The organism is Psychrosphaera sp. 1_MG-2023 (assembly GCF_030548245.1).
Classification (GTDB): domain Bacteria; phylum Pseudomonadota; class Gammaproteobacteria; order Enterobacterales; family Alteromonadaceae; genus Psychrosphaera; species Psychrosphaera algicola.
Window position 1 is genome coordinate 1 of the sequence record NZ_JAUORW010000014.1, and the last position, 26,848, is coordinate 26,848.

Sequence of the window (26,848 nt, forward strand, 5' to 3'; positions counted from 1 at the left end):
ATAGCTCAGCTGGTAGAGCGATACCTTGCCAAGGTATAGGTCACGAGTTCGAGCCTCGTTACTCGCTCCAATTTTTTCGATAGTTTTGTCAAAATTGGGATTCATCTGCAATCTTCTTAATCTCACATATAATAATCAATTCTAATTTTTAGTTATAAATCTTTGATAAAATCAAATTAACTCGGCTTTTTTACGCTGTAGTGATTTAAATTTGTCGCAAAATAGATTACTTTAGCCACCTTTCAATTTTTAGATAACACCTTATGTTGATGTGTTGTCAGTAGTCAGAATTTAAATAAGAAGAGTTAGTCATGGGAAGAGCATTCCAAAACCGTAAAGATTCAATGGCCAAAACGGCTGCTATGAAAACTAAAATATATTCTAAATACGGCAAAGAAATATATGTCGTTGCCAAAAATGGCGGTTCTGACCCAGACGGTAATCTAGCACTTCGTAGCTTAATGGACCGAGCTAAAAAAGATCAGGTACCTGCGCACGTAATTAAAAATGCCTTAGATAAGGCCCTAGGCGGCGCTGGAGAAGATTATTCAGCGGCTCGATACGAAGGCTTCGGTCCAGGTGGTTGTATGGTCATAGTGGATTGCCTTACCGATAACAACAACCGAACTATCATGGAAGTTAGAAATAGCTTTACTAAAACAAACAGTAAATTAGGTGCTCAGGGATCTGCTGCACATATGTTTGACCACGTTGCGATTTTCCAATTTGACGGTGACGACGAAGATGTGGTACTCGAAGCACTAATGAACGCGGATGCCGACGCTAACGAAATCGAAGTTGAAGATGGTAAAGTCACCGTTATTGCGCCGCATACTGAGTTTAATAAAGTTAAAGTCGCCCTTGAAGAAGCGTTTGAAGGCATTGACTTCGATACTCAGGAAATCTCTTGGGAACCTCAAACAATGACAACGGTATCAGGCGATGATGTTGCTGTGTTTGATAAATTTATGGATATGCTGAATGATTGCGAAGATGTACAAGATGTTTATCACAATGCAGAAGTTGAACGCTAATTTTTTATAGTAATTAAGTTGTTTAAAGTGATTCACTAATACCTTTAAACTAACTAAGTTAATTGTTGCTAAATAGTTAATTAAGAGCTGCTATTTGACTTTAAGAAGCCCTGCCGGTTGGCAGGGCTTTTTTGTATTCAGATTTCAACTGGCTCAAAAGCTCAAAACAAAAACCGTCATCCCAAAGCTTGTAAAATTAGTCAGCCACAGCAATATTAGGGTTTTCCAACCAAGTGCTGGGGAAACTACAAATTTCAGCGATGCTTACCCCATAGAAATGTTTAAACTTGATATCTAGCAATGAGTTAAGTAATTTGTTACAAATATAAAATAGTTAATAATAAACAATTTTCACATATAAAATAGTGGTTTGGAATGTAATGGTTGTGTATCTAAAAGGAAATTTGATGAAAAAAATACTAGTTACAAGTTTTAGCTTAGCGTTATCTTGGTCTGTGCAAAGCTCGGAAGTGGAAATATATTACAAAAACTTTTCCTTAACAGATACAGTAACGAATGAGGTCGCCCAAGGTATTAATGCCGTTGGTATCGAGGGGAACTTGTTTAATACTTTTTATTTTGAGTACGAAGCGCCACAGGGGAATGAACCAAGTAATCTATCTGACTATGTAAATAGAGTTACGGAACTCGAAGATTACAATGAAAAGATTACCGCTGGTTTAAAGCCATTAGCATTTCTCGATAGTGATCTGTTAAGTAACCTTTATGTCGAATATTCTAAAGACGTTTATCAGTTACAACATGAATCATATTCAAAGTATTACCTGCAAGAGCAGTTGTTTCTTGGGCGTTTTAGTACCAGTGAATCCACGGGCATAGGCGTGAGTTACGGGGTATTTCTTCATAATAATAAAAGAGAAATCATAAGTAACAGCAATGATTATTCGTCTGAAGAAGTTAAAGATGCTTATGGCCTTATGGTGCAATATAAAAGTATATTTATCCCATACCAGAATGGTTCGCCTTCAGGTATTAGTCGTTATGGCACTGGGATCTTGATTGACGATATCAAAATTCAGTATCAATTTGCCGGTGGCGACGATTATTTTTATAGTGCCGGAATTGGGTTAGCCCATAGAAGTAAAGGTTTGAATTGGCACATTAAAGCAATTCTGGAAGGCACGACAGACACGGCAGTCGTTAAGTCTATTGCAGGTATTAGTTATAGCTTTTAAAGCTTAAAACAAGTTATGACGTTTCACAGGTGCATGTCGAATATTGCTCGACAGTTATAGAGTTACTATAGGTGTTGGGCATTTGGTTTTAATTGCTTTATTTAGTTACAAAAAACGTCCTCTGCACTTTGAAGGAGATCTCAAATATCGCTTCGCGATTTTGAGATGACGGGGAACATAAAAAACCGTCATACCCGTAGCTTGTAAAATTAGTCAGCCACAGCGATATTTGGAACCTCCAACCGGGTGCAGAAGAATGTCATAATCCACCTTAAATTTGCTCATAATAGCCAGAACAAAAAGTCATTGTTGAGCACAATTAAACGGAAAAAACGTCATCCCAAAAGAGCCACGGCGATATTAGGGATCTCCAACCAAGTGCAGAGGAAGTCCATAATTCGTCTTGCAGGCAGCTATTTCGACTGCGTCGACCATACTTTTTGCAACAGCCCCAAAAGTAGGCAAAAAGGCCGCTTTCGGCCAAATCCCGAATCCTTATTTAAGATTTATATTATCGTCGAAGACGGAATGTAATTTCGTCCATGGTTCGTCTGACGTACATCCATGTACTGACGAATTCCCTTCGTCCATGAAGTGAAAACATTCCTTGCAACGGCGTCCCTGCCGTTCACTTCGAGATATAAATCTCTACTAAGGGGGATTTAGACGAAGGTAAATGTTGCCTGAACTTTAGGTGTAACAACGTATTGCTTTAGTGAAAATAATCATTCCAAATCAATAGAAAAAACCTGTCATTCCAAAAGAGCGGAGCGATACTTGGAACCTCCAACCGGGTGCAGAAGAATGTCATAATCCACCTTAAATTTGCTCATAATAGCCAGAACAAAAAGTCATTGTTGAGCACAATTAAACGGAAAAAACGTCATCCCAAAAGAGCCACGGCGATATTAGGGATCTCCAACCAAGTGCAGAGGAAGTCCATAATTCGTCTTTCAATTGGCTCATAATTTCAGAAAGAAAAACGTCATCCCCAAAGCTAGTAATAAGAGTCAGCCACGGCGATATTTTAACTAGATAGCTGTTGTCCCAGAAGTAAAGTCAGCAACATGTACTATCGCCATTAGATACATATTTGTTTGTGGGGGTTGGAATGGCTGATAATTGTTCCCATATAAGCTTTACAATAAATTTTAAAACGTTTATATAGTAAAAACGCATTGAGCTAGCTTGTGCAATTGGGAAGCCGAGGTAGGCTTTTTTATTCATATTTTGGTTAATAGATTTAACATCAACTACACTAATAGAATTAGTTAATTGTGTAGTTACGGATTTAGTTTAAATCCTATCTATTTTGATTTGTAGCGATATGGAAAGTAAATGAGATTAATCTCGAGTTATTTATTTCTAGCCTTTATATTAATTGCGAACTTCCCAAGTTCGCAAGGCGGCAGCTATGGTCATCAATATCAAATACTAGAGACAACAATTAATGCCACTTTATCATGTGATATTGATTCTCTTGGCTCTGAAGAATTTGAAGACAAGTTCTTTTTATCGAAGTTTGATTTTGAGTTGTCAGCACAATGTTGCACTTCTCCTGCTTCTATCATCACTTTTCACAACCCTCCAACTCAACGAGATTATTTAATCCGCGCACCACCTATTTCTTTGGCTAGTTAATCTGTATTTGGGAAAAACTCCCCACAATTATTAATTATATTAGGTACAAAGAAATGAATAAATTATCGTTTTTATCATGCGATCGCGTGTCGCAAATAGAATGGCCTTGCCAATCATTAGCCGTTTCTATGCATAGTAAAGCTACAGAAATCACAACTGACTTTAAGCTAAACAGCCCACTTGTAATCGACTCAAACACGAAGGCGGTCGAAGCTGAATACATTATGAAAAAAGCTCATGTTAAATTACAACTCGTGTTAGATGAGCACAGTAATTTTATTGGAACATTGAGTTTTAATGATTTAAATAATCAAGAAATCGTAAAAAAGGTCGCACGAGGTGACGTTAGATCGGAACTTCGTGTCGCCGACTTTATGCGCTTTAAAGCGCATTTGAAATCGATTGATTGGGCTACGTTAGAACAAACGTCAATTCGATCCCTCGTTCAAACTTTAGCAAACTGCACAGAGCAACATATCTTAGTGACAGATAATGATGGCAATACGTTAAGGGGATTAATTTCTGCCTCTGATGTTGCAAGAGCATTACATCTTGATGTCGACTTAAATCTGCCAGTTAGCTTTAGATTGGTAAATAACGCAATTCATATTTTAGACAAACATGCGGCTTAAGTATTTAAAAATAAAGGAGTTCTCTCCCAAAAGACAAAATTGTCTTTTGGGAGGGGGTGTATGAACGTCATTGTTTTGCAATATGCCAGTTCACGTGCCGACCTTATTAGAAATTCAGCTAGGACATTAGCCAATAAATTTAAAGCCGCCCAAACGACCGTCGAAGTGGTGTGCTCATATATAGACAATGAAAATGTATATATGAGTAAAATTAGTTTATTTAATAATGGGACCTTGCTCAATTGCAGTATGGGAGTCGATAGCGATGAACTGACAGCTTTTGAGATAGCGGTAAATTCTATACGAGCAATTAGTCCTCTTGGCAAGTCGTGGACGATCTAATTTGTCCACTATCTTGCCAAATTCGTATTTTTAATCGACTCAATATCGCTCTGTTTTAGAAAATAAAATGTCTTACATATTGTCGTGGAGCGTGCACAACACATGCTTTTAACTAATGAAAAATTAACATTTATGAGTGTTGGGCGTTAATCATTTCAATAAAAGGATAATTATGACTAATTCTAAATGCCCTGAATGCAGTAAGAACGTAGGCTGGAATCGACTATTTTTATCATCGGATATGAAGTTATTTAGTTGTAAAAATTGCTTGTAGTGGCATAGTGATTTTGGCCACTTAATTAGAGGATGTTATGATTGAATCATAGCAGTATTAGGTGAAGATAATGGCTAAGAAGTCACGTAAAAATTTCAGCCCAGAATTTAGACTAGAGACGCAGTTGCTAATTTTTGGAAAGTTTATTTGAGTTATTATCGCCGACAAACATTACCGTGGAATATGACCCTTAATGTGCAGGCCAATATTGAGTGGGCCAATTTTGATAATATTCTAAGCTCATATGATTATGGTGGTGCGGATACGGGGACGTCTGGTGGTGATCTCAGTATTAGTGTGGCTCGGAATTTTGAATTTGAAAAGTATCTAGATTGGATGAATCTGCAATTTGGGTTTGAACAACAAATTTCCTACAATACGTTTTACCCTGACCGAAATAGACCATTAGACCGAAGTGTAGAAGCTTGTGGTGGCTTAACTGACTTAACGCCATATTCACAATATCGTTGTGACGCATCGAGTCCCTTTCTATCGACACGACTTAAAAAAGACAATCATTTGTTGTCAGTTAAAGTACGAAGCCGATTGCAGAGCTTTGGCGTGACAGAAGATAAAGCCACTATTACCTACACTTATGTTTTTTAAACTCTATTGTTGAGACGAGTCCCGATAAGTAAACGGTAAGTCGAGTAATTCGGTTGTCGAATTGGATAGTATCTGCATAATTAGAATATTAACGTGTATTTTTTGATCGGCTCCTCTTCGCCATCCATAACAACAACCCCGTCTTCTTTAAAACCTAATTTAAGCAGTAAATTTTGAGATGCAATATTAGGAAAGTCGACTACGCCATTTAGGGCTGTTAATCCTTTTCTTTTTGCGTAATTGACCAAAGCTGAAGCGGCTTCGAAGGCGTAACCTTTGCCAAAATAGTCAGGTAAAAAGGCATAGCCAATATCTTCAAATGCTAAGAAATCCCTTTTTAAAAAACTCACAGAACCAATCGCAGTATGATCGTTACGCCGCACAACTATAAACAAGCCATGGGTTGGATAATTGACAATATACTTCTCTAAAATCATTTCCTCAGCTTGCTTCACTGTACGAATACCGCGGTCACCAATATTTTCGATAAAGCCGTTGGAATTAAGTAATTCAACCAGAAAAGGCGCATCTTTTAAGGTTAATTCACGAATGTTGATACGGTCGGTGGTTATATTCATCTTTGGCGTTTGATTTTACATTTAGTCTATTGGATTACTTTACGTGCTATTGGCAAGTAGAGGAAATGAAATTTTATGAGGAAATCATTTTTAAAGCGAACAAAATCGTCCTTGTTTTTGTTCACTAATTTAGTATTTAGTGGTTATCATTGACCGCCATTTTTTACTGTTTTTCTATTATGACTTGGCCGCTAATGCGTTTGCTACTTTTGATTGTGGCGGTTTTCCCAATGCAGCACATATATCAAGTCCTGCCTGTGCCAGTTTAGTTAAATCGACACCATGGGTGATCCCCAACCCAGTTAACATATAAACGACGTCTTCGGTGGCTACATTACCCGATGCACCTTTGGCATACGGGCAACCGCCTAAACCAGCAACTGCCGAATCTATGACACTGACGCCAAGCTCTAGACAGGCGTAAATATTGGCTAACGCTTGACCATAAGTATCATGAAAGTGCACCGCTAAGTGCTCTATCGGTACGACCTCTGCAACCGCCTGCAACATCGCTTTTGCCTGTTGTGGTGTGCCAACGCCAATAGTATCGCCCAATGATATTTCGTAACAACCCATTTGATACAGGGTTTGTGCAACGTTCACGACATTGTTGATGTCAATGTTACCTTCATAGGGGCAACCTAAAACACAAGATACATAACCACGGACTTTGACGTTTTCTAATTTGGCTTGAGCCATAATGGGTTCGAAGCGCTGTAAGCTTTCTGCGATTGAACAGTTTATGTTTTTTTGTGAAAACGACTCGCTGGCAGCACCAAAAATAGCGACTTCATCAACTCCAGCACGAATCGCGTCCTCATAACCTTTCATATTTGGAGTGAGGGCAGGGTAGCTGATATTGGTTTTACGGGATATCCTGCTGAAAATGTCTGCACTACCCGCCATTTGCGGCACCCATTTAGGGGACACAAAAGATCCCGATTCAATCACCTGCAAGCCAGTTTCAGATAAGCTGTTGATCAGTTTAATTTTATCTTCTAATGTGACCGGAACTTCATTTTGAAGACCATCACGTGGACCGACTTCAACAATTTTTACCGATTGTGGAAAGCCTGTTACTGTTGTATTCATTTATTTGTTTCCTGTTCGGCTTTGGTCACAGAACTTGGTGCTTCTGTAACAAGGTCAAACGCCAATAATGGCGATCCACCGTCGACCATATCGCCTTCTGCATAATAAAATTCAGTGACGACACCATCTGCTGAGGCTCGAATGGTATGCTCCATTTTCATCGCTTCCATGATCACGAGAGCCTGGCCTTTAGTTACCGGTTCACCGACGGTAACCAAGTTACTGACAAGTGTGCCGTTCATTGGTGCAAGTAATCCGTCGTTACCAGCCACATCATCAACTTCACCTAAACTTGGCAGTACGCGGCTAAACTGAAAAACACCACTTGGGTGATAAAGACTCATTTCTAAACCATTTTGAACCAACTCTGCCGTTGTCCGATAGCCGTCAATATAACAAGTTAATGTATTGTTAGACTTAGCATTGGTGACCGTTGAATGGGCGCTATCAAGTTGCGTGTGCAACGAACCTTGGCAGTCGACAGCTAAACGAGAGAATGCTTCGCCTTGGATAGATATTAAATAATAACAAAGGTGGGCCGTGCGTTTTTGTTCAACCGAGATTTGATATTCGCGATTATCATGACTGAGCACAAACGACTGCGTATGTGGCTCATTAAGTCGCCACCCGTTGCGTTGATGCCATGGTGAGTTGCGGTCTTGGCTGTGCTCTGCGACAATTTTTGCGTCATTTTTCTCGGTTAAGACTAATGCCAGTGCTGCCATTGGTAGCTCTTTACTAAGGGCTTGTTCTGTTGAATGGAACAACTGGTCTTGGTTTTTGTCGATAAAGCCTGTATCTATTTCTTCACGAATAAAAGGCTCGCATGTACTTAAATTATACAAAAACTCAATGTTAGTTGTAACACCACTAATGCGGAAGGCCGCGAGTGCTTTTGATAGTCGCTGTAACGCCTTTTGACGGGTTTCGCCCCATACAATGAGCTTTGCTATCATAGGATCGTAATACACGCTGACCTCGTCGCCTTGACGTACGCCCGTGTCGACCCGCACAAATTTATTTTGCTCAGGAGTTTGCATAAATTCCAACAAACCCGTTGCCGGTAAAAAGTCATTGTTGGCGTCTTCGGCGTAAATACGTGCTTCAAAAGCATGGCCATGAATGGCAAGCTCGTACTGTTGTTTCGGTAACGATTCGCCAAAGGCGACTCGCAATTGCCATTCCACGAGATCTTCGCCGGTGATCATTTCCGTTACGGGGTGTTCAACTTGCAGACGGGTATTCATTTCCATAAAGTAGAACGAACCGTCTACGTCTAATAAAAATTCCACTGTCCCCGCACCACAATAACCAATCGCTTTAGCTGCTTTGATGGCCGCTTCACCCATTTGTTGACGAAGCGATTCGGACATACCAAATGCGGGCGCTTCTTCAATGATCTTTTGATGGCGACGTTGCACAGAACAATCGCGCTCAAATAAATAAACTGCATTGCCATGGCTGTCACAGAATACTTGAATTTCCACATGACGGGGTTGTGTTAAGTATTTTTCAACTAACATGATGTCGTCACCAAAAGATGAACGCGCTTCACGTTTTGCCGCCGCAAGGCCTTCGGCAAATTCATCCGCTGACCAGACTTGACGCATGCCTTTACCGCCGCCACCGGCAGCGGCTTTTAATAATACTGGGTAACCCATGTCGTCCGCGGCTTTTTTAATAATAGCATCTGACTGATCATCGCCATGATAACCGGGAACGAGAGGTACATTGGCTTTTTCCATTATCGTTTTAGCGGCGGATTTGCTGCCCATCGCTTCAATAGCAGAAACTGGCGGTCCAATAAAACAAATGTTTTCTTGTTCGCATCGGCGACAAAAATCTGCGTTTTCAGATAAAAAACCATATCCTGGGTGGATTGCTTGAGCGCCTGTTTGTTTAGCGGCGTCGACGACTTTATCACCCAATAAATAACTTTCACGAGATGGCGAAGGGCCTAAATAGACCGCTTCATCCGCCATATTGACATGGAGTGAATCTTTATCTGCGTCGGAATAAACAGCCACTGTGCTTATCCCCATAGCGCGCGCCGTTTTTATTATACGGCAAGCAATTTCACCACGATTAGCAATAAGTATTTTAGTAAACATTGAGATTATTCCTGTAGCTTATTAGCTGTAGACCCACGTTGCCAATTTGGTTGGCGTTTTTCAAAAAAGGCGGTTAACCCTTCTTGGCCTTCGGCTGATACTCGAATTTCTGCGATTCGACGGCTTGTTTCTGCCATTATCGTGTCATCCACATCTTGGCCTGCAACATCAAAAATCAACGCTTTAGCTTCACGAATTGCTGTAGGACCATTATTGAGTAAAAGGTTGGTCATGTTTTCAGTTAGTTCGTCTAGTTCAGTGGCCGCAACAACTTCGTCAATTAAGCCAATTTGCTGGGCTTTTGCCGCAAAAAAACGTTCCGCAGTGGCAAAGTAACGTCGACTGGCCTTAACACCAATCGCGGCTACAACGTAAGGGCTAATCGTTGCTGGGATCAGGCCGAGTTTAACTTCACTTAAACAAAAGCTGGCTTTTTCAGACGCGAGGGAAATGTCACAGCAACTCACAAGTCCAACCGCACCGCCAAACGCTGCACCTTGGACTTTAGCGATTGTTGGTTGTGGGAGGTAATTTAATGCGTATAACATCGATGCGAGGGCATTGGCGTCTGTTAAATTATCCTCAAAAGAATAACTTGCCATTCGTTTCATCCAACCTAAGTCCGCACCGGCGCTAAAACTTTTACCGTTTGCTGCAAGTACAACCACGCTGATGTCCTGCCGTGTGGCGATATGATCAAAAGTACGTTGTAATACGCCAATTATTGTATCGTCAAAAGCATTGTGTTTATCAGGATTATTGAGGGTCACCGTCGCAACACCACGGCTATCCACAGTAAATAAAACTGCGTTGTTTTGAGTCGAGAATTCAGTCATGTCAGCCCCTTACATTCTGAAAATACCAAACTTGGTATCTTCTATTGGTTTGTTAAGGGAAGCCGAAATGGCAAGACCTAATACTTGTCGAGTTTCCGCAGGGTCAATTACACCATCGTCCCACAATCGAGCAGAAGCGTAATATGGGTGCCCTTGGTGCTCGTAAGCGTCGATAATTGGCTGTTTAAATTCAGCTTCTTGTTCATCGCTCCAGTCTTCACCACGTTTGGCTTTTTGATCACGGGTTACTTGCGCTAATACGCCAGCGGCTTGTTCACCGCCCATGACCGAAATGCGGGCATTTGGCCACATAAATAAAAATCGTGGGTCGTAGGCGCGCCCACACATACCGTAGTTTCCGGCACCATAACTGCCACCGATTAATATGGTAAATTTAGGAACTTTGGCACAGGCAACGGCCGTTACCATTTTTGCGCCGTGTTTGGCGATACCGCCGGCTTCATACTGTTTGCCAACCATAAAGCCTGTAATATTTTGCAAAAAGACCAGTGGAATTTTGCGTTGGGCACATAGCTCAATAAAATGCGCGCCTTTTTCTGCGGATTCGCCAAATAAAATGCCATTATTAGCAACTATACCAACAGGGTAACCGTAAATGTGGGCAAAACCACAAACCAATGTTGAACCGTAAAGTGCTTTAAATTCGTCAAATTCGCTGTTGTCGACGACCCGTGCGATGATTTCTTTTACATCATATGGCTGGCGTGGATCTTTAGGGATCACGCCATAAATGTCTTGAGTTGGGTAGGCCGGTGGCGTGACATCTTTAACCGCCAGTTGCATTGGCTTAACTCGATTTAGATTGCTTATGGCACTGCGTGCTAACTCTAATGCGTGGTGATCGTTTTGAGCATAATGATCTGACACGCCAGATGTTCGGCAATGCACGTCGGCGCCGCCAAGCTCTTCCGCCGTGACAACTTCGCCCGTCGCGGCTTTTACTAGAGGCGGGCCAGCTAAAAATATCGTGCCTTGTTCTTTTACAATAATGGATTCGTCAGCCATTGCTGGGACATACGCACCACCGGCGGTACACGACCCCATTACCACAGCAATTTGTGGAATGTTCTGAGCGGACATATTAGCTTGATTAAAAAAGATCCGGCCAAAATGCTCCCGGTCTGGGAATACTTCGTCTTGATTGGGTAAATTGGCGCCACCTGAGTCAACCAGATAAATACAAGGCAGGTTATTTTCCTGCGCTATGGTTTGCGCGCGAAGATGTTTTTTTACCGTAAGCGGGTAATAGGTGCCGCCTTTTACTGTTGCATCATTAGCAACGATGACACACTCTTGCCCACCCACTTGACCAATGCCGGTAATAATACCAGCAGCGGGGACATTGTCTGGGTAAACATCAAGTGCAGCAAGTTGTGACAATTCTAAAAATGGTGAACCTTGGTCCAGCAATTGAGTCACCCGATCACGAGGTAATAACTTACCACGGGATAAGTGGCGCTCACGGCTTTTTTCGCCGCCACCTAACTTGATTTTTTCTAATGTGGTTTTTAAGTCGTCAACCTGAGCCTGCATATGTTCTGCATTTTGGATAAACTCTGGGCTGCGTGGGTTCAATTTAGTAACTAATTTCGCCATGACAGTTTCTCTTTGGAGGCCCGTATCGGAGGCCTCTATCTAGAGACATCAACGGATGTCTCGTTACGTTTATTTGTCCGATTCAAACCCTATTCATATTGCAAATATTGAATCGTGTCGATGTAATTCCAAATTCAAAATAGTCGCGTGGGCAGACCTTATTTGGATTCGTTAAATAATTCACGACCAATTAACATTCTACGAATTTCAGATGTTCCGGCGCCAATTTCATAGAGTTTGGCGTCACGCAATAAACGTCCAACTGGGAATTCATTGATGTAGCCGTTACCGCCAAGGAGTTGAATTGCATCAAGGGCCATTTTGGTGGCAAGTTCTGCTGAATATAAAATGACAGCAGCGGCGTCTTTACGAGTCGTTTCACCGCGGTCACATGCAGCGGCAACAGCATAAACATAAGATTTAGCCGCATTCATTTGGGTATACATATCTGCTAGTTTGCCTTGGATTAATTGGAATTCACCAATAGATTGGCCAAACTGTTTTCGGTCGTGGACATATGGCACTACAATATCCATACATGCATCCATAATTCCAAGTGGACCACCGGATAAGACAACACGTTCGTAGTCCAAACCAGACATTAAAACGCGAACGCCTTTGCCTTCTTGACCAAGTATGTTTTCTGCTGGTACTTCACAGTCTTCAAACACTAATTCACAGGTGTTCGAACCGCGCATACCTAATTTGTCGAGTTTCTGGTGACGGGAAAACCCAGGGTAATCGCGTTCAACGATAAATGCTGAAATGCCTTTAGAACCTGCATTTACATCAGTTTTTGCATAAATAACATAAACATCAGCGTCGGGACCATTGGTGATCCACATTTTGTTGCCGTTAAGAATATACTTATCGCCTTTTTTGTCGGCTCTTAATTTCATGCTTACAACGTCTGAGCCCGCATTCGGTTCTGACATTGCTAATGCGCCAACATGTTCGCCTGTACATAACTTAGGAAGGTATTTTAATTTTTGCTCATGGCTGCCATTTTTACGCAATTGATTCAAACAAAGGTTAGACATTGCACCATAACTTAAACCAACAGACGCCGATGCACGGCTGATCTCCTGCATTGCAATTACATGTTCTATGTAACCTAAATTACTACCACCGTATTCTTCTTCCACTGTCATGCCAAGCAATCCCATTTCTCCAAACTTACGCCATAGGTCGCTTGGAAATTCGTTGTCGATGTCAATTTGCGCCGCTCGTGGTGCAATTTCATCGCGGGCAAAGGCATTAACTTGGTCGCGGATCATATCGACAGTTTCGCCAAGATTAAAATTTAGGGACGTGAAAGGACTGATCATGATGGTTCTCTTATTCTTATGTTAATAGGGTTCTGTTGATTGATTTTTGTTCTATTTTTCAGTTTTAATATTTGTAACAACTAGTGTAGTTCTAAATTTTAGCTAATGATTCATTGCAGCTATCTTCGAGTGCCGCTAAGTCGTGTAAAATATCTTCCAGATCTTTTTGTTGTTGGATAAGTTGTTGTTTTTTGGCGGCGATGAGTTCCAACATTTTATTTAATTGTTTTTCTTCTGTTGGTTCATTATCGTATAGTTCAAATATCGTTTTAGTTTCGCCTAATGAGAAGCCTAAACGTTTGCCACGTAAAATGAGCTTTAAACGAGTTCTGTCTTTTGAACTGTAAACTCGCGATTGCCCTTTACGACTGGGATATAACAATCCTTCGTCTTCGTAAAAACGAATACTACGGGTCGTGACATCAAACTCTTTTGCTAACTCACCAATAGTGAATGTTGTTTGGTTTTGAGTTGTCATTAAGAACTTCCTACAAATTAATTTTTACAAATATTAGGGTAAGTTTACGTAAACGTAAAGTTAGATGTTTTTTATCATTTTCTCCAACTGTAAATAAATTCGCACAATGTCGTTTTAGATTTGTATTTCAGTTCATTTCCTTTGTTTGGCAATGACTCAGGTACACAACGGCATGTTTGTAAACGATGGTGTTGAATAGACGTTGAATTAGTAACTCTCGGCAGGGATCAAATAAGCGTCTAATATGATCATTTAGGTTTTATCTATTGGTTTATAAGTGAATTTAATGTCGTTGAAATTAAAAATGTGGGTAAAAGTCTTTCTTCGAGGCGGCGTTTTAAGGGGTGTTTATCTGTTGGTTTGTGCTTAGGTTGATGTATTTAAATAACTTTTTTGTTTTTGTGTAAATAATATTTTCCAACTGGTGGTTAAGCAAATCAGTGTTGAAAATTGGTTTACTCATGCAACCATCGTAGTATCCCCAGCATAAATTATAAGGGGTAAACTAAGCCCCACGCTTTAGTACCAATTAGGTCATCAACAAAATAGAAGGGTAAGCATTATGTCTGATCTTGATCCAATCGTTATTGTATCTGCACAACGGACGCCAATGGGCGGTTTTCAGGGCGCGTTAAGTGGCGCAACAGCACCGGAATTAGGTGCAAGTGCAATTCGAGCTGCAATTAGCCATGCAGGCATCTCAGGTAATGACATCGATGAAGTCATTATGGGTTGTGTATTACCCGCAGGACTAGGGCAAGCGCCAGCTCGACAAGCGGCCATTAAAGCAGATGTTAGATTAGCTGCTGGCGCCACAACGATAAACAAGGTTTGTGGTTCTGGAATGAAAGCGGTCATGATGGCCAATGATTTTATTACGGCAGGTTCTATTAATATTGCAGTTGTTGGTGGTTTCGAATCAATGACCAATGCACCATATATGTTACCGCAAGCTCGCTCAGGCATGAGAATGGGTCATAGCAAAACCATGGACCATATGTTCTTAGACGGTCTTGAGGATGCTTACCAAGGCAAAGCAATGGGATGTTTTGCTCAAGACACGGCTAATGAGTACCAATTTACCCGCGAGCAATTAGACGAATACGCCATTCGCTCACTGACTCGAGCTCAAGAGGCAATTGCCAGTGGTCGATTTGATAATGAAGTATCACCTGTAACCATACAATCCCGTCGTGGCGATATAACCGTATCCGTCGATGAACAACCGGGTAATGCCAAGATGGATAAGATCCCAACCTTACGTCCAGCCTTTGCGAAAGATGGCACTATTACTGCGGCTAACTCTTCTTCAATCAGTGACGGTGCTGCGGCATTAGTTGTGATGAAGTTATCTGAAGCACAAAAACGTGGTTTAACGCCAATGGCAAAAATTGTTGCCCAGGCGACAAATTCTATTGAACCTGAGAAATTCACTACTGCGCCTGTTGGGGCCATGCAATCGGTATTAGAGAAAGCCGGTTGGAAGGCCAGTGACGTTGATTTGTTTGAAATTAACGAGGCGTTTGCAATGGTAACTATGGCGGCCATTAGAGATTTAGAGTTGTCATCAGAGAAAGTGAACATCAATGGTGGTGCTTGTGCATTAGGTCATCCATTAGGTGCATCGGGCGCACGAATTATTGTCACTTTATTACATGCTCTTAAAAATCGTGGATTAAAAACCGGTGTAGCGTCGTTGTGTATTGGCGGTGGTGAAGCGACTGCAATGGCTTTCGAATTGTTGTAATCGTTGCGGTGTTAGACGAATGTCTTGTCTGTAAATCAAAACGCTAGGATAGAACCTAGCGTTTTTTTTTGGAAGTGAGATTAATTTAGCTGCAAGTTTTGCAGATGTTCATGGGTATGATCTTGCTCTACTTCTTCTATTTTATCGTTGCGTGCGGCTTGTTCGATACCTTTTCGGTCGACTAATACACGGTGAAGCTTATCGGTTGCTCTGTTTATGGCAACAGTAATATTGTCCTTTGAATCTTTAACTGCGACTTTGTGTCCGTGATATACGGTTTCAAATTCAGCAATCGCATTTTTCTTGTTATCTATAGTGAGTATGACGTTTGTCGAAATAAGTTCAGGAAAGTGCTCACTGATTTTTGCTAGTTTTTCCTCAACATGTTCTTTAATAGAATCTTTAACACTGAGGTGATGACCAGAAATATTTATCTTCATAAAACTTTGTCCTTAGATATGCAGAGCATACGCTCATTAATAACTATGGCCCTCTTATTTTATTTTTCCAGTGCTAACTGGTTTGTTTGCTGTTTATTTCACCAACTTGACGATTTTATTACAAATTTAGTTTTATAAAAGTTAAAAAACCGCCATAAAGAGGCGGTTTTTTTTATGCAATGTCGCAGTAACTTTCTAACGTCATTTTTAAGCCATTTTTATGCGGTTTGTGGTGAGTTAATTTAACATAACAAAAGGGCAATAAATTGTGTTGGTATTACATGCTGGTTTTGCTTTCAGCGATTAATTCTTAGGTTGACTATTTTTCGTGGGATCGTTTTTTGTGTCACCATCTTCAGGGACATAAACAAAACTGCCATCTGCCATTTTGTAGGCAACCCCAGCACGTGACCCCTCACCTGAACCCATTTCCCCGGTGGACTTGTATTCTTTAATTTCTTTTCCTTTTTTAACAATAACCTCCATATTTGGTTTACCGGCATTTTTTATGACTGTGACATCATCACTGGAAAACACACTTAGCGGGTTTTGGGCTAAGGCAATGAGCAGGGCCGCTATGATTACCAAAAATACATCCACCAAATTGACCGCACTGCTCATTGGGTTTAATTCTTCGTCTTCATTGAGCAAACGCATTACGCTGCTCCTTGTACAAGCTCGGTTTCAAATTCAGGTTCATTTGTTGTCACTTGATCATCATTGCGTCTGAATTTGCGAATATTGATCAGCTCAGTGGCGTACCAGCGCTTTTTAACTGACGCAGGCCAAAATGTAATGGTCGAAACCAATAATCCCCAAATAACCGCAGCGAAAGCAATGATGAGGTTTTCACTTATCCCTTGAATATTACCATCAGCAAGTGCTTTTAGTGCCGGTCCCATTGGGATCATTGTTGCAATTAAGCCTAACATTGGGCTCAATTTAGTGACGATCCTTAATGACTCCAACTGCTTTAAAGCAAACACATCGACTTCATCTTCATCACATTGAGGGTTGGCAATAAAATAATTATGAATTGGGTAACCTGCAATAGGTTTGGCTAGTCCTCGTTTTAAACTTGTTTCGTACTGTACCGAATGTTTACGACGTAATATTGATTGGGAAATAAACTTACCCAGTTCAAAAAGGGCATAGATGAACATGCCGCAAATTAAAAATAGTACCGGAACGATAAATAGTTCTGACATGTCTGCCATTAGAGTTTCAATTTGACTGATTAACACGGTGGACCTTACTTAATAAATTGATTTCAGAGCTGTATTGTAAAGTAATAAAATAAAATGTAAATACGAATCATTATCATTTGACTTAAATTTTGCGGTGTGTCATTATCTTTCCGTGGTTTGGTATGACACATTAAATACTTTGGATTACAGGCCTTTGGTATTTATATCCGTACCAAATCAAGATTAAACTACGACGTGGTAGTTTAATTTTTGGTTTATTAACATCGAAGTTAATAGAGCAGTTTTTGTTTATGTTGGAAGTCAAAGCCAGTGCGCACACACTGGCTTTTTTCATTTAAAGCTAGTCCCTGAAATCAATTGCAATTCGTTGTGTGTTAAACATCTACCTTGTAGCTTAAGGTGTTTGCTTCATCTCCAGTAATGCCTCTAAATCCCCAGCAATGTTTTGGTTGCTCATGAATGGTAATCTCGACATCAATAGGTTTGATACCTAATGTCGATTCAATCGACGTGAATAGGCGCTTGATTAGCGCTTTTTTGGTTTCTATGGTGCGTCCTTCCATCATGTTAATTTCAATGATGGTATATTGGGTGCTTCGGTCACTTGGGTAATAAAAATTATCAGCGTCCATCGGCATAAATCGTTGAATACGTTTATCTTCAGGCAATCCTAATACGGCGACAAGGCTCGCGTGGATGACATCAGATAGAGTGGCTTTTATTGGGTTTAACGTTTCTCTAATTCCATAAATGACAATCATAATGTTTCCTTTTTTGATCCTGTTAATACATTAATATTAATAATAACTTCTTGTTTTCTTATTCCAGCAGATTGTACAGTTTGATTAAATAGGTATAAAAAAACGGCGCTAATTGAGCGCCGTTTCTAATGTTTGTTTTGTGTTATGTCGGTATTACGATTTGTCGTTATATCCTGACGAGTGAACATCAAACATAGCACGGCCAGATGGGTCAGCATTGGCTGCAAATTTAGCATCCCATGCAATCGCTTCAGGCGTTGAACATGCAACTGACTTACCGCCAGGGACACATTCAGCTGCTGAATCTAATGGGAAGTGCGCTTCAAAAATTGTGCGGTAATGATACGCTTCTTTAGATTGTGGTGTGTTATGAGGGAAGCGATATTCCGCGCTTGCCATCATTTGGTCAGTCACATTAGATTCCGCTGCTTCAACAAGAGAATCAATCCAACTGTAGCCAACGCCGTCAGAGAACTGTTCTTTTTGACGCCACAATACTTCTTCAGGTAAATAACCTTCGAACGCTTCACGTAAAACGTGTTTTTCCATTTTACCATTGCTACCACAAAGTTTTAGTTCAGGGTTTATCGACATTGCGATATCCAAGAATTCTTTGTCTAAGAATGGTACACGGGCTTCAACACCCCATGCCGACATAGCTTTATTAGCACGAGCACAGTCAAACATGTGCAAACGGTCTAATTTACGAATGGTTTCTTCATGGAATTCTTTTGCATTTGGTGCTTTGTGGAAATACAAATAACCACCAAACACTTCATCTGCACCTTCACCAGAAAGAACCATTTTAATGCCCATCGCTTTAATTTTACGCGCCATCAAATACATTGGAGTAGAGGCACGGATAGTTGTTACATCGTATGTCTCTAAATGGTAAATAACGTCACGAATGGCGTCGATACCTTCTTGTACAGTGTAATGCACTTCGTGGTGGATCGTACCAATCGCGTCGGCAACTTTTTTCGCTGCGATTAAATCCGGTGCGCCTTCAAGACCAACAGCAAATGAATGCAGTTGTGGCCACCAAGCTTTTGATTGGCCATCATCTTCAATGCGTTTTTGCGCGTATTTTTGCGCAACAGCAGAGATTACAGATGAATCAAGGCCACCTGAAAGTAATACGCCGTATGGTACGTCAGACATCATATGAGACTTAACAGCGTTAGATAATGCGTCGTGAATTTCCTTTGCAGAACCTTTGTTGTCTTTAACGTTGTCAAACTCTCTCCAGTCACGCGAATAATATGGCGTAATTTTGCCGTCACGGCTTGACCAGTAATGGCCAGGAGGAAATTCAGTTACGGTACGACAAACTGGTACAAGTGCTTTCATTTCAGAAGCCACATACAGTTGACCATGCATGTCATAACCATAATACAGAGGGATGATCCCCATGTGATCACGTGCAATTAGGTAACTGTTATCTGTTTCATCAACTAAGATAAACGCGAACATGCCTTTAAGCTTGTCGATAAACCCTAAACCTTCCTGTTCATATAGCGCTAAAATGATTTCACAGTCAGATTGGGTTTGAAATTGATAGTCGACGGTCAGTTCGGCCTGCAATTCTTTGTGGTTATAAATTTCGCCATTAACGGCTAATATGTGATTTCGATTATTATTTAATAGAGGTTGCGCGCCATTCTCTAAATCGACAATCGCTAACCGCTCATGGGCTAAAATCGCATTGTCGTTACTCCAAATACCAGACCAATCAGGGCCACGGTGACGTAATAAACCAGATAATTCTAACGCTTTAGGGCGCAATTCTGTGGCATCAGTAGTGATGTCCAGAATTCCAAAAATCGAACACATAGGTGTTGTACTCCAAAAATTAATAATCAAAATCACGGTGCTTAGGTTTGACTTTGGCGCGGTCACTGGCCTAAGCAGTTGTATAAGTGTAATTAGAGTTAGTACTTTAACTCTTATCGCACACTGTCATAAACTTTAAATTATGCCAAGTGATTTTTGTGCAATTAATAAATGTAGGCGATTAAACGAAGACTTATTGAACAATTTTGGAGGTTGGGACTCGATTGAAGCGGCCCGTATTGAAAGGGCCGCAGAAGATTAGACAATACTAAATATCTGACTATTTTGAACGTTGAAACTCGGACGTTTTTGACCATTTTGGCCAGTCTTCGTTAGTCGATAATGAATAGCCAATATCGAAAAAGAGTTGTACGTCTTGTTGCGCTCCGGTGAGGTCCCAATTACGACGATATTCATCACATGGTTGGTGGTAACAACCGCGCACAACCAACTTCATTTTTTTACTGTATTTCGCCGTTTTTTCATCGACAGGGGTTTCGCCATTGCCAGCGTAAAGGGCTGGAACACCCACTTTGGCAAAGTTAAAATGATCCGAGCGATAATAGTAACCCGCAGATGGGTTTTTACCTTTAATTAAAGTTCGGTTTTGTTTTGCTGCAGCAACAGTAAGGTAATTGTCGAGTTCTGATTTACCTAAGCCTTGAACAGCCACTTCTTTGACTTTTCCAAGAATATTAAGACTGTCCATATTGATATTCGCGACGGATTTATTCAGTGGGATAATTGGGTTTTCAGCATAAAACTTAGAGCCTAACAAACCTTGCTCTTCCGCTGTAACGGCCAGCACAGTAATTGAGCGGTCTGGCCGATTTTTTAATATGCTGAATGCTTGTCCTAACTCCAATAAGCCAGCAATGCCCGTAGCATTGTCATGGGCCCCATTATAGATTTTGTCGCCTTTTTTAGTGTCGTCAAAACCAATATGATCCCAGTGGGCGGTGTAAATGATGTGTTCGTCAGGGCGTTTAGCGCCGGGTAGGGTTGCAATAAAGTTATAGCTGGTTGATTTTTTTACTTTTGAATTAACAACGACCGAAGCTTTTAAACCACTCAAATTTACAGCTGTTGGCTTTTTCATTGCTTGTTTTTTGTAAGTTTCAAAATCGAGTCCAGCCTGATTAAATAGCTCTACGGCAACATTACGCTGGATCCAACCTTCAACGGCGACTCGACTCTTATTACCGTCGTCTTTCCAAAGTCCATATTGCGGGCCTGTCCAGCTATTTTCTACGACGCTCCAGCCATATGATGCCGGCGCTGTTTCATGAATGATAATAGCTCCGGCAGCACCTTGACGGCTCGCTTCTTCATATTTGTATGTCCAACGACCGTAATAGGTCATGGTTTTACCTTGGAATTTACTGTCGTCGCCGGATTCAAACCCCGGATCGTTGACAAGTATAACGGCGGTTTTGCCTTTCATATCGACATTGGCGTAGTCATTCCAGTTATATTCTGGTGCGTTAATGCCATAACCTACAAAAACAAGCTCTGAGTTTTTTAGTTTTTCAAGTTCACTTGTGCGACTGGTGCCCATGACCATGTCTTTTCTAAATTGATATTTTTTATTGCCAAGTGTTAATACTTGGTCTTCACTTGCAACGATTTCGACCAGATCAACAGGTTGTAAAAAACTGTCGCCATTACCAGGTTGAAAACCATATTTTTTAAAATTAGTCGTTAAATAATCAAGCATTAATTGCTCTCCCGGACCAGTAGGCAATCGGCCCATGTATTTGTCTGAGGCAATTTCTTTAACGTGAGTGGCGAGGTCTTGATCAGAAATAGAAAGGTATGCAGCTGACATTTTGTCATTGGCAGCAAACAATGGACTTGTTACAACGGATAAAGCAACAATCCATTTTCTTAAAGCTGGGTGTCGAAACATGAACAATTTCCTATAAATGCAATGTTTTAAAATGAAACATTTAACTTCATCAGTATACGCAAGGCGAACCGTGTGGCAAATAATGCTGCAGTAATTCAGATATTGGAAAGTGTAAACTTTTCGTTTCTGATATACTCAGCTTATTCGATTTTATCCTCGATTATATTGTTTTAAGTTATTGATTGAGGAAGTATTTAATAAGCGTAATATTTAATAATGAAAAAATTCCAACCACTTACCCATTGGACCACTGACTTTGCAGCGCAAGGTGTTTTTGACGATATTAATCGATTGGTCGCCTTTGACGAGTGGTCTAACTGGCCAACGTGTGAAGAGCTTGCGACGCTTTTTCCTTATGACATTACCAATCTAAATAACAAAGCGATTGAATTTGTGCCGCAAAAGGTCAGCGAAAACTTTAGCGCTGTGGCCTACGAAGAAGTGATTTACACAACCGGTAAAATACCGACTCGTGAACAGTCGTGGCACGATGTGTTTGGCGCGTTAACATGGAGTTTGTTCCCGCAGACTAAAGCGTTAATTAACAAATTGCACTTTGACGACATCCAAAAAAATGGCAAGGAACAACGTTCTAAATTACGAAACGCCTTAACTTTGTTTGATGAATGCGGAGTCGTATTGGTAACGACAAACAAAGAGGTTTTAACGAAATTGGAGTCGCATCAATGGACTGAAACGTTTGTTGATAATCGCGAACTTTGGCACTGCGCTAAAGCCGACGGGGTTGGTGTGTTTCAGTTTGGACATGCAAATTATGAGATGTTAACAAAACCGTATATCGGCTTAACCGGAAAATGGCTAGCGCTAGAGATGAGCGCTGAGTTGTTGTCGTTACCATTAAACGTTCAATATCGAATGGTGGACGAAAGACTAGCAAAGTATATTAAATCCGGTGCCCTTGACGACAATCAAAAGTTATTCCCGCTGCCATTGTTAGGCGTACCTAACTGGTATTCTGAAAATGAACATCCTGATTTTTATTTAAATGAAGATTATTTTCAGCCAAAACGAAAATAATTAATTGCGATTTAAGTAACAGCGGTTGAATGTAGAGTTTATATCATTAGTGTTTGTCTGATAGAGCATAACCGGTGGGCACTAATTGGTATTTTTTTGTTAGAGTCATATGCCAAACTTTGATGAGCTAATTTCATAACTATCTAGGAACCAGTATGTTAAAAATGATTTTGAGTATGTTGGCTGTGGTTAGTTTTTACAGTCATGCTGAATTCGACTTTAAAGTAGATGTATTAGCCGACGATTTGCAACGGCCCTGGGGCATAAGTCACATAGGCAGTGGCAAAATGTTAATTACTGAACGAGATGGTGATGTGCGACTCTATGATGGCAAAACTATGCTGCCTGCACTTCAAGGTTTACCCTCCGTTTATAATGTTGGGCAAGGAGGCTTGTTAGATGTATATGCTCACCCTAATTATGCATCAAACAAGTACGTTTACTTTACATTTGGTGAAGGGACGGCGACGAAAAACTACACTAAACTTATCCGAACAAAATTTACGGGATCTGAGTTTGTCGACGTAAAAACACTTTTTATGGCTTCCCCGACTAAAAAACAAGCGTTGCACTACGCAGGGCGAATTAGCTTTTTAGCAGATAATTCAATGGTTTTTGGGGTTGGAGACGGTTACCTATACAAAGAACAAGCTCAGGAACTAAACTCACACCTTGGTAAAATTATACGGCTTTATGACGATGGTTCTATTCCGGCAGATAATCCGTTTATTGGTAAAAAGAACACACTGCCTGAAATATATTCCTATGGCCACCGTAATCCACAGGGCATGTTTTTTGACAACAAACGCAAAATTCTATTTTCTAACGAACATGGCCCGAAAGGCGGTGATGAAATTAATATCATCCAGGCTGGGAAAAACTATGGCTGGCCTGCAATTACCTATGGTGTTGATTACTCTGGGGATATCATCAGTGATTTAACTCATAAAGCGGGGATGGAACAGCCTTTATTGCAATGGACACCGTCCATCGCGCCGTCATCTATGTTGGTTTATTATGGCGCAATGTTCCCTGATCTAAATGGCCATATATTGGCAACAGCGTTAAAGTTTACGCAGATGAGAGTTGTTAGATTAAACGATAAAAATGGTCAAGTGTCAGTAGTGAAACAAGAAGTGTATTTAAAAGACCGCGGCGAGCGAATTAGAGATATTGAATTGGATGACGTTGGCCGGATATATTTGATCACCGACAGTGGTAAGTTACTTCGCCTGACAAAACCTTAGTTAAATCAGTTTCACTAAACCCCTAGCAGGCAGTGGAACTGACTTTGCGACAAAATGTTTATGATGATAAAAGGAGCGAATTAGGTAAACTCGCTCCGTTAACTATTAGGTTCTGATTGGAATATTGTTGCTAATTAAATACGATTTTAGCTCTTGAATGTCGATGATTTTTTTATGGAATACTGACGCAGCAAGGGCTCCGTCGACACCAGCTTGTTGGTAAACGTCATAGAAATGCGACATTTCACCAGCGCCACCAGAAGCAATGAGAGGGACTTTGCATTTCTCACGAACTTTAGCGAGTTGTTCGATGTCATATCCTTTACGAACGCCATCTTGATTCATGCAATTTAATACAATTTCTCCTGCGCCTCGAGACTGCACTTCTTCTATCCAATCAAGTGTACGATAACCTGCTTTTTGAGTTCGAGATTCATCACCGGTAAATTTGTAGACTTCGTACTCACCAGTTTCCGCATTAAAAAATGAATCAATCCCGATTACAACGCATTGTTGACCATATCGGTCATGCAGCTCAGTGATTAAACTTGGGTTTAACAAGGCTGGGGAGTTTATTGAGATTTTGTCTGCACCCATTGCCAAAATTTCACCGGCTTGCTCAACACTCTTAATTCCACCGGCAACACAAAATGGAATATCGATAACCTCAGCAATTCGAGAAACCCAACTTTTATCAACAACGCGAGCGTCACTAGAGGCGGTAATATCATAAAAGACAAGTTCGTCAGCGCCTTCGGCAGCATAACGTTCAGCTAATGGCACTATGTCGCCAATCGTTTCATGGTTTCTGAATTGAACACCTTTAACAACTTTACCGTCTTTAACGTCTAAACAAGGAATGATCCGTTTGGCTAACATATATACTTCAACTATGACAAATTCTGGACCGTAATGGTCGCTGACCACATGTTTAGTGTCAAGACTCTAGAATTTTATTTTCAGGAATTAATTATATTAAATGCCTAACATCCGTAAAGTGCATACGTAGTCATCAGTAAATAGGTTCCCAAAGCCCCCTGTGATCGGCTAAATTGACGTCACAACAACAGTGGATTTGGCTTTAAATTTATGACAAAACGATATTTAGGTATGAAAATACTTAGCATGGCAGCCGTGACAACTTCTCTTTTAATGTTAAGTGGTTGCGGTAAAAGCTCGATGGAAACATCAATAGACGCAAGCAATAAAATAAACGCTACGGGTGATATAGAATTTTCAGAACATTATCTGACTCGGGATGTCCGTGATGATGTGTTTTATTTTGTTATGCCAGACAGATTTGATAACGGTGATCCGAGCAATGACTTAGGATCTAAAACCATCAAAATTAGCTCTGGTGGATTCGATCCAAAAAGCACTGGGCATTACCATGGTGGCGACATTAAGGGGCTTACTAAGCGTTTAGATTATTTAAAAGATTTAGGGATTTCGGCAATTTGGCTTACGCCTATCCTCCGTAATCAAGCAGTGCAGGGCGATTCGTCAGGTTATCATGGTTATTGGCCGTTAGATTTTACGGAAATTGACCCTCATTTGGGTACCAATGTGGATCTAAAAGAGTTTATAGACAAAGCCCACGCTAAAAATATAAAAGTGTTTTTTGACATCATCACAAACCACACCGCAGATGTGATTAAATTCAAAGAATGCCATGGCAGTGACCAACCTCAATTTAGTACTTCTACCGCATTATGTGATTATCGTTCAATCGCCGATACAAAAGCTGGTAAGGGTTATACGCCATATTTACCTGAGGGGACCGCTGAGTTAAAAAGCCCTGCATGGTTAAATGACCCTAAGTTTTACCACAATCAAGGTGATAGTACATGGCAGGGCGAAAACTCTGTTTATGGTGACTTTATGGGACTTGATGATGTTGATACCGACAACCCTGAAGTTGTAAAAGGCATGATTGAAATATTCAATAATCTCATTAAAGAATTTAAACCAGACGGTTTTCGAATTGATACCGTCAAACACGTGAATATTGAATTTTGGCAGCAATTTACTCCCGCGATAACTGAGTTTGCTCAGTCTATTGGGATCCCACAATTTTTTGTGTTTGGTGAAGTTTTCTCTGGTGATACCGACGTATTAAGTCATTACACAACTACAGGTGATATGCCTTCTGTTTTAGATTTTGCATTTCAATATCGAGTTAAGGATGTATTTGCCAGTCAAAAAGGCACTGACAATTTGGCGGACTTATTTAGCCATGATGTAAAATACGAAGATCATAATAGCTCTGCTGATCTGTTGATGAATTTTGTCAGTAACCATGATGTGGGACGACTTGCTTATACGCTTGACCAATCGTTGCCAAATGCAGATGAAGACGAAAAAATACAACGCTTTTTATTGTCCAATGCGATGATGTATTTTGCGCGCGGTATTCCTGTTATTTATTATGGTGATGAGCAGGGATTCACTGGCGACGGTGGGGACCGCGGTGCGCGCGAAGACATGATGCCTTCAGTGACGCCAGAGTATAATGATAATAATCTGTATGGCACGAGTAAAACCACAGCCGATGACAATTTTGACCCTTCGCATCCTATTTACCAGCAGTTTGCTAAATATGCTGAGTTATACCATGGGCACAAAGCACTTCGTCAGGGCAAACAAACGGTTTTACAAACAAGTGATGAACCAGGGATTTTTGCGATCAAACGTTCTTTTGCTAATAACGAAGACTATATCGTTGTTTTTAACTCTGCAACTGAGGAAAAAAACTTTACCCAATCAATTGAAGGTCATTCAGCTGAATTAATTTATGGTAAAAAGGCGAATGTGAAAAACAGGGATGTTTCGACGACGTTACCTGCATTAAGTATGAGTATATACCGAATTGGTCGATAGTTTACGCTAACGCAGAAAAA

General features: G+C 40.6%; 24 protein-coding genes. 10 read left to right on the forward strand and 14 right to left on the reverse strand.

The annotated features are described in order from the left end of the window. The first annotated feature begins 311 nt into the window (after nt 1-311). The 6 genes from Q4575_RS13725 to Q4575_RS13750 all read left to right on the forward strand — a co-directional run bounded on the left by Q4575_RS13725 (nt 312) and on the right by Q4575_RS13750 (nt 5,725). Entirely contained in the window at nt 312-1,034 is a 723-nt protein-coding gene (locus Q4575_RS13725) for a YebC/PmpR family DNA-binding transcriptional regulator (RefSeq protein WP_215963126.1), read from the forward strand. A 407-nt stretch (nt 1,035-1,441) separates the two neighbouring features. Continuing rightward, nucleotides 1,442-2,230 (forward strand): hypothetical protein, encoded by a 789-nt coding sequence (locus tag Q4575_RS13730; protein WP_303523249.1) that lies wholly within the window; start codon nt 1,442-1,444, stop codon nt 2,228-2,230. A gap of 1,338 nt (nt 2,231-3,568) precedes the next feature. Next, entirely contained in the window at nt 3,569-3,871 is a 303-nt protein-coding gene (locus Q4575_RS13735; RefSeq protein ID WP_303523250.1) for a hypothetical protein, read from the forward strand. 53 nt (nt 3,872-3,924) lie between these two features. Then, nucleotides 3,925-4,503 (forward strand): CBS domain-containing protein, encoded by a 579-nt coding sequence (locus Q4575_RS13740; RefSeq protein ID WP_303523251.1) that lies wholly within the window; start codon nt 3,925-3,927, stop codon nt 4,501-4,503. 60 nt (nt 4,504-4,563) lie between these two features. Further along, complete coding sequence (locus tag Q4575_RS13745; RefSeq protein WP_215963122.1) at nt 4,564-4,845, forward strand: hypothetical protein; 282 nt, start codon at nt 4,564-4,566, stop codon at nt 4,843-4,845. Nucleotides 4,846-5,266: 421 nt separating this feature from the next. Further along, the gene (locus tag Q4575_RS13750) at nt 5,267-5,725 is read left to right on the forward strand and encodes a hypothetical protein (protein ID WP_303523252.1); all 459 of its coding nucleotides are present in this window, start codon (nt 5,267-5,269) and stop codon (nt 5,723-5,725) included. An 80-nt stretch (nt 5,726-5,805) separates the two neighbouring features. On the opposite strand, the gene Q4575_RS13755 is transcribed toward Q4575_RS13750, so the two are convergent. The 7 genes from Q4575_RS13755 to Q4575_RS13785 form a co-directional block, all read right to left on the reverse strand. Continuing rightward, on the reverse strand, nt 5,806-6,303 hold the full coding sequence (locus tag Q4575_RS13755) for a GNAT family N-acetyltransferase (protein ID WP_303523253.1): 498 nt from the start codon (nt 6,301-6,303) through the stop codon (nt 5,806-5,808). A gap of 177 nt (nt 6,304-6,480) precedes the next feature. Further along, nucleotides 6,481-7,395, reverse strand: coding sequence for a hydroxymethylglutaryl-CoA lyase (locus Q4575_RS13760; RefSeq protein ID WP_303523254.1), 915 nt, complete (start codon nt 7,393-7,395; stop codon nt 6,481-6,483). Beyond that, on the reverse strand, nt 7,392-9,506 hold the full coding sequence (locus tag Q4575_RS13765) for an acetyl/propionyl/methylcrotonyl-CoA carboxylase subunit alpha (RefSeq protein WP_303523255.1): 2,115 nt from the start codon (nt 9,504-9,506) through the stop codon (nt 7,392-7,394). Before Q4575_RS13765 ends, Q4575_RS13760 begins: the two co-directional genes overlap by 4 nt. Before the next feature lie 5 nt (nt 9,507-9,511). Then, nucleotides 9,512-10,342: an enoyl-CoA hydratase/isomerase family protein gene (locus tag Q4575_RS13770; RefSeq protein ID WP_303523256.1), complete on the reverse strand. Its 831-nt coding sequence runs from the start codon at nt 10,340-10,342 to the stop codon at nt 9,512-9,514. A gap of 9 nt (nt 10,343-10,351) precedes the next feature. Continuing rightward, on the reverse strand, nt 10,352-11,959 hold the full coding sequence (locus Q4575_RS13775) for a carboxyl transferase domain-containing protein (protein ID WP_303523257.1): 1,608 nt from the start codon (nt 11,957-11,959) through the stop codon (nt 10,352-10,354). 158 nt (nt 11,960-12,117) lie between these two features. Beyond that, the gene (locus Q4575_RS13780; RefSeq protein WP_303523258.1) at nt 12,118-13,287 is read right to left on the reverse strand and encodes an isovaleryl-CoA dehydrogenase; all 1,170 of its coding nucleotides are present in this window, start codon (nt 13,285-13,287) and stop codon (nt 12,118-12,120) included. Nucleotides 13,288-13,378: 91 nt separating this feature from the next. Continuing rightward, nucleotides 13,379-13,765: a MerR family DNA-binding transcriptional regulator gene (locus tag Q4575_RS13785; RefSeq protein WP_215964743.1), complete on the reverse strand. Its 387-nt coding sequence runs from the start codon at nt 13,763-13,765 to the stop codon at nt 13,379-13,381. Between the two features lie 562 nt (nt 13,766-14,327). On the opposite strand from Q4575_RS13785, the gene Q4575_RS13790 reads away from it, so the two are divergent. Then, complete coding sequence (locus Q4575_RS13790) at nt 14,328-15,512, forward strand: acetyl-CoA C-acyltransferase (protein WP_303523259.1); 1,185 nt, start codon at nt 14,328-14,330, stop codon at nt 15,510-15,512. Nucleotides 15,513-15,592: 80 nt separating this feature from the next. On the opposite strand, the gene raiA is transcribed toward Q4575_RS13790, so the two are convergent. From raiA to Q4575_RS13820, 6 genes are all read right to left on the reverse strand, one after another. Beyond that, nucleotides 15,593-15,952: a ribosome-associated translation inhibitor RaiA gene (gene raiA / locus Q4575_RS13795; RefSeq protein WP_215964745.1), complete on the reverse strand. Its 360-nt coding sequence runs from the start codon at nt 15,950-15,952 to the stop codon at nt 15,593-15,595. Between the two features lie 303 nt (nt 15,953-16,255). Further along, nucleotides 16,256-16,609: a DUF2149 domain-containing protein gene (locus Q4575_RS13800; RefSeq protein ID WP_215964746.1), complete on the reverse strand. Its 354-nt coding sequence runs from the start codon at nt 16,607-16,609 to the stop codon at nt 16,256-16,258. After that, nucleotides 16,609-17,169 carry a MotA/TolQ/ExbB proton channel family protein gene (locus Q4575_RS13805; RefSeq protein WP_303523260.1) on the reverse strand — a complete coding sequence of 187 codons (561 nt, stop codon included), beginning with the start codon at nt 17,167-17,169 and terminating at the stop codon, nt 16,609-16,611. The genes Q4575_RS13800 and Q4575_RS13805 overlap by 1 nt, the downstream gene beginning before the upstream one ends. A 365-nt stretch (nt 17,170-17,534) precedes the next feature. Continuing rightward, nucleotides 17,535-17,921 (reverse strand): tautomerase family protein, encoded by a 387-nt coding sequence (locus Q4575_RS13810; RefSeq protein ID WP_303523261.1) that lies wholly within the window; start codon nt 17,919-17,921, stop codon nt 17,535-17,537. 153 nt (nt 17,922-18,074) lie between these two features. After that, on the reverse strand, nt 18,075-19,754 hold the full coding sequence (gene asnB, locus Q4575_RS13815) for an asparagine synthase B (RefSeq protein ID WP_215964749.1): 1,680 nt from the start codon (nt 19,752-19,754) through the stop codon (nt 18,075-18,077). Between the two features lie 280 nt (nt 19,755-20,034). After that, nucleotides 20,035-21,663 (reverse strand): M28 family metallopeptidase, encoded by a 1,629-nt coding sequence (locus tag Q4575_RS13820; RefSeq protein ID WP_215964750.1) that lies wholly within the window; start codon nt 21,661-21,663, stop codon nt 20,035-20,037. A 216-nt stretch (nt 21,664-21,879) separates the two neighbouring features. On the opposite strand from Q4575_RS13820, the gene Q4575_RS13825 reads away from it, so the two are divergent. Together Q4575_RS13825 and Q4575_RS13830 are read left to right on the forward strand one after the other, a co-directional pair. Continuing rightward, nucleotides 21,880-22,701 (forward strand): DUF3025 domain-containing protein, encoded by an 822-nt coding sequence (locus Q4575_RS13825; protein WP_303523262.1) that lies wholly within the window; start codon nt 21,880-21,882, stop codon nt 22,699-22,701. A gap of 155 nt (nt 22,702-22,856) precedes the next feature. Further along, entirely contained in the window at nt 22,857-23,948 is a 1,092-nt protein-coding gene (locus tag Q4575_RS13830) for a PQQ-dependent sugar dehydrogenase (RefSeq protein WP_303523263.1), read from the forward strand. A gap of 105 nt (nt 23,949-24,053) precedes the next feature. On the opposite strand, the gene hisF is transcribed toward Q4575_RS13830, so the two are convergent. Continuing rightward, a complete protein-coding gene (gene hisF, locus Q4575_RS13835; RefSeq protein WP_215964930.1) occupies nt 24,054-24,827 on the reverse strand; it encodes an imidazole glycerol phosphate synthase subunit HisF in 774 nt (257 codons plus the stop codon). A 210-nt stretch (nt 24,828-25,037) separates the two neighbouring features. Here hisF and Q4575_RS13840 point away from each other — a divergent pair, with 210 nt between their 5' ends. Then, complete coding sequence (locus Q4575_RS13840; RefSeq protein ID WP_303523264.1) at nt 25,038-26,828, forward strand: alpha-amylase family glycosyl hydrolase; 1,791 nt, start codon at nt 25,038-25,040, stop codon at nt 26,826-26,828. Nucleotides 26,829-26,848 lie beyond the last annotated feature (20 nt).

What these genes read in the sequence shown, in the direction of transcription:
- Q4575_RS13810 (WP_303523261.1), bottom strand. Translation starts at nt 17,921, where the DNA reads ATGATTGTCATTTATGGAATTAGAGAAACGTTAAACCCAATAAAAGCC.
- Q4575_RS13785 (WP_215964743.1), bottom strand. Translation starts at nt 13,765, where the DNA reads ATGACAACTCAAAACCAAACAACATTCACTATTGGTGAGTTAGCAAAA.
- Q4575_RS13780 (WP_303523258.1), bottom strand. Translation starts at nt 13,287, where the DNA reads ATGATCAGTCCTTTCACGTCCCTAAATTTTAATCTTGGCGAAACTGTC.
- Q4575_RS13745 (WP_215963122.1), top strand. Translation starts at nt 4,564, where the DNA reads ATGAACGTCATTGTTTTGCAATATGCCAGTTCACGTGCCGACCTTATT.
- raiA (WP_215964745.1), bottom strand. Translation starts at nt 15,952, where the DNA reads ATGAAGATAAATATTTCTGGTCATCACCTCAGTGTTAAAGATTCTATT.
- Q4575_RS13790 (WP_303523259.1), top strand. Translation starts at nt 14,328, where the DNA reads ATGTCTGATCTTGATCCAATCGTTATTGTATCTGCACAACGGACGCCA.
- Q4575_RS13805 (WP_303523260.1), bottom strand. Translation starts at nt 17,169, where the DNA reads ATGGCAGACATGTCAGAACTATTTATCGTTCCGGTACTATTTTTAATT.
- Q4575_RS13830 (WP_303523263.1), top strand. Translation starts at nt 22,857, where the DNA reads ATGTTAAAAATGATTTTGAGTATGTTGGCTGTGGTTAGTTTTTACAGT.
- Q4575_RS13725 (WP_215963126.1), top strand. Translation starts at nt 312, where the DNA reads ATGGGAAGAGCATTCCAAAACCGTAAAGATTCAATGGCCAAAACGGCT.
- Q4575_RS13760 (WP_303523254.1), bottom strand. Translation starts at nt 7,395, where the DNA reads ATGAATACAACAGTAACAGGCTTTCCACAATCGGTAAAAATTGTTGAA.
- Q4575_RS13820 (WP_215964750.1), bottom strand. Translation starts at nt 21,663, where the DNA reads ATGTTTCGACACCCAGCTTTAAGAAAATGGATTGTTGCTTTATCCGTT.
- Q4575_RS13825 (WP_303523262.1), top strand. Translation starts at nt 21,880, where the DNA reads ATGAAAAAATTCCAACCACTTACCCATTGGACCACTGACTTTGCAGCG.
- hisF (WP_215964930.1), bottom strand. Translation starts at nt 24,827, where the DNA reads ATGTTAGCCAAACGGATCATTCCTTGTTTAGACGTTAAAGACGGTAAA.
- Q4575_RS13765 (WP_303523255.1), bottom strand. Translation starts at nt 9,506, where the DNA reads ATGTTTACTAAAATACTTATTGCTAATCGTGGTGAAATTGCTTGCCGT.
- Q4575_RS13730 (WP_303523249.1), top strand. Translation starts at nt 1,442, where the DNA reads ATGAAAAAAATACTAGTTACAAGTTTTAGCTTAGCGTTATCTTGGTCT.
- Q4575_RS13740 (WP_303523251.1), top strand. Translation starts at nt 3,925, where the DNA reads ATGAATAAATTATCGTTTTTATCATGCGATCGCGTGTCGCAAATAGAA.
- Q4575_RS13840 (WP_303523264.1), top strand. Translation starts at nt 25,038, where the DNA reads ATGACAAAACGATATTTAGGTATGAAAATACTTAGCATGGCAGCCGTG.
- Q4575_RS13800 (WP_215964746.1), bottom strand. Translation starts at nt 16,609, where the DNA reads ATGCGTTTGCTCAATGAAGACGAAGAATTAAACCCAATGAGCAGTGCG.
- Q4575_RS13755 (WP_303523253.1), bottom strand. Translation starts at nt 6,303, where the DNA reads ATGAATATAACCACCGACCGTATCAACATTCGTGAATTAACCTTAAAA.
- asnB (WP_215964749.1), bottom strand. Translation starts at nt 19,754, where the DNA reads ATGTGTTCGATTTTTGGAATTCTGGACATCACTACTGATGCCACAGAA.
- Q4575_RS13770 (WP_303523256.1), bottom strand. Translation starts at nt 10,342, where the DNA reads ATGACTGAATTCTCGACTCAAAACAACGCAGTTTTATTTACTGTGGAT.
- Q4575_RS13775 (WP_303523257.1), bottom strand. Translation starts at nt 11,959, where the DNA reads ATGGCGAAATTAGTTACTAAATTGAACCCACGCAGCCCAGAGTTTATC.
- Q4575_RS13735 (WP_303523250.1), top strand. Translation starts at nt 3,569, where the DNA reads ATGAGATTAATCTCGAGTTATTTATTTCTAGCCTTTATATTAATTGCG.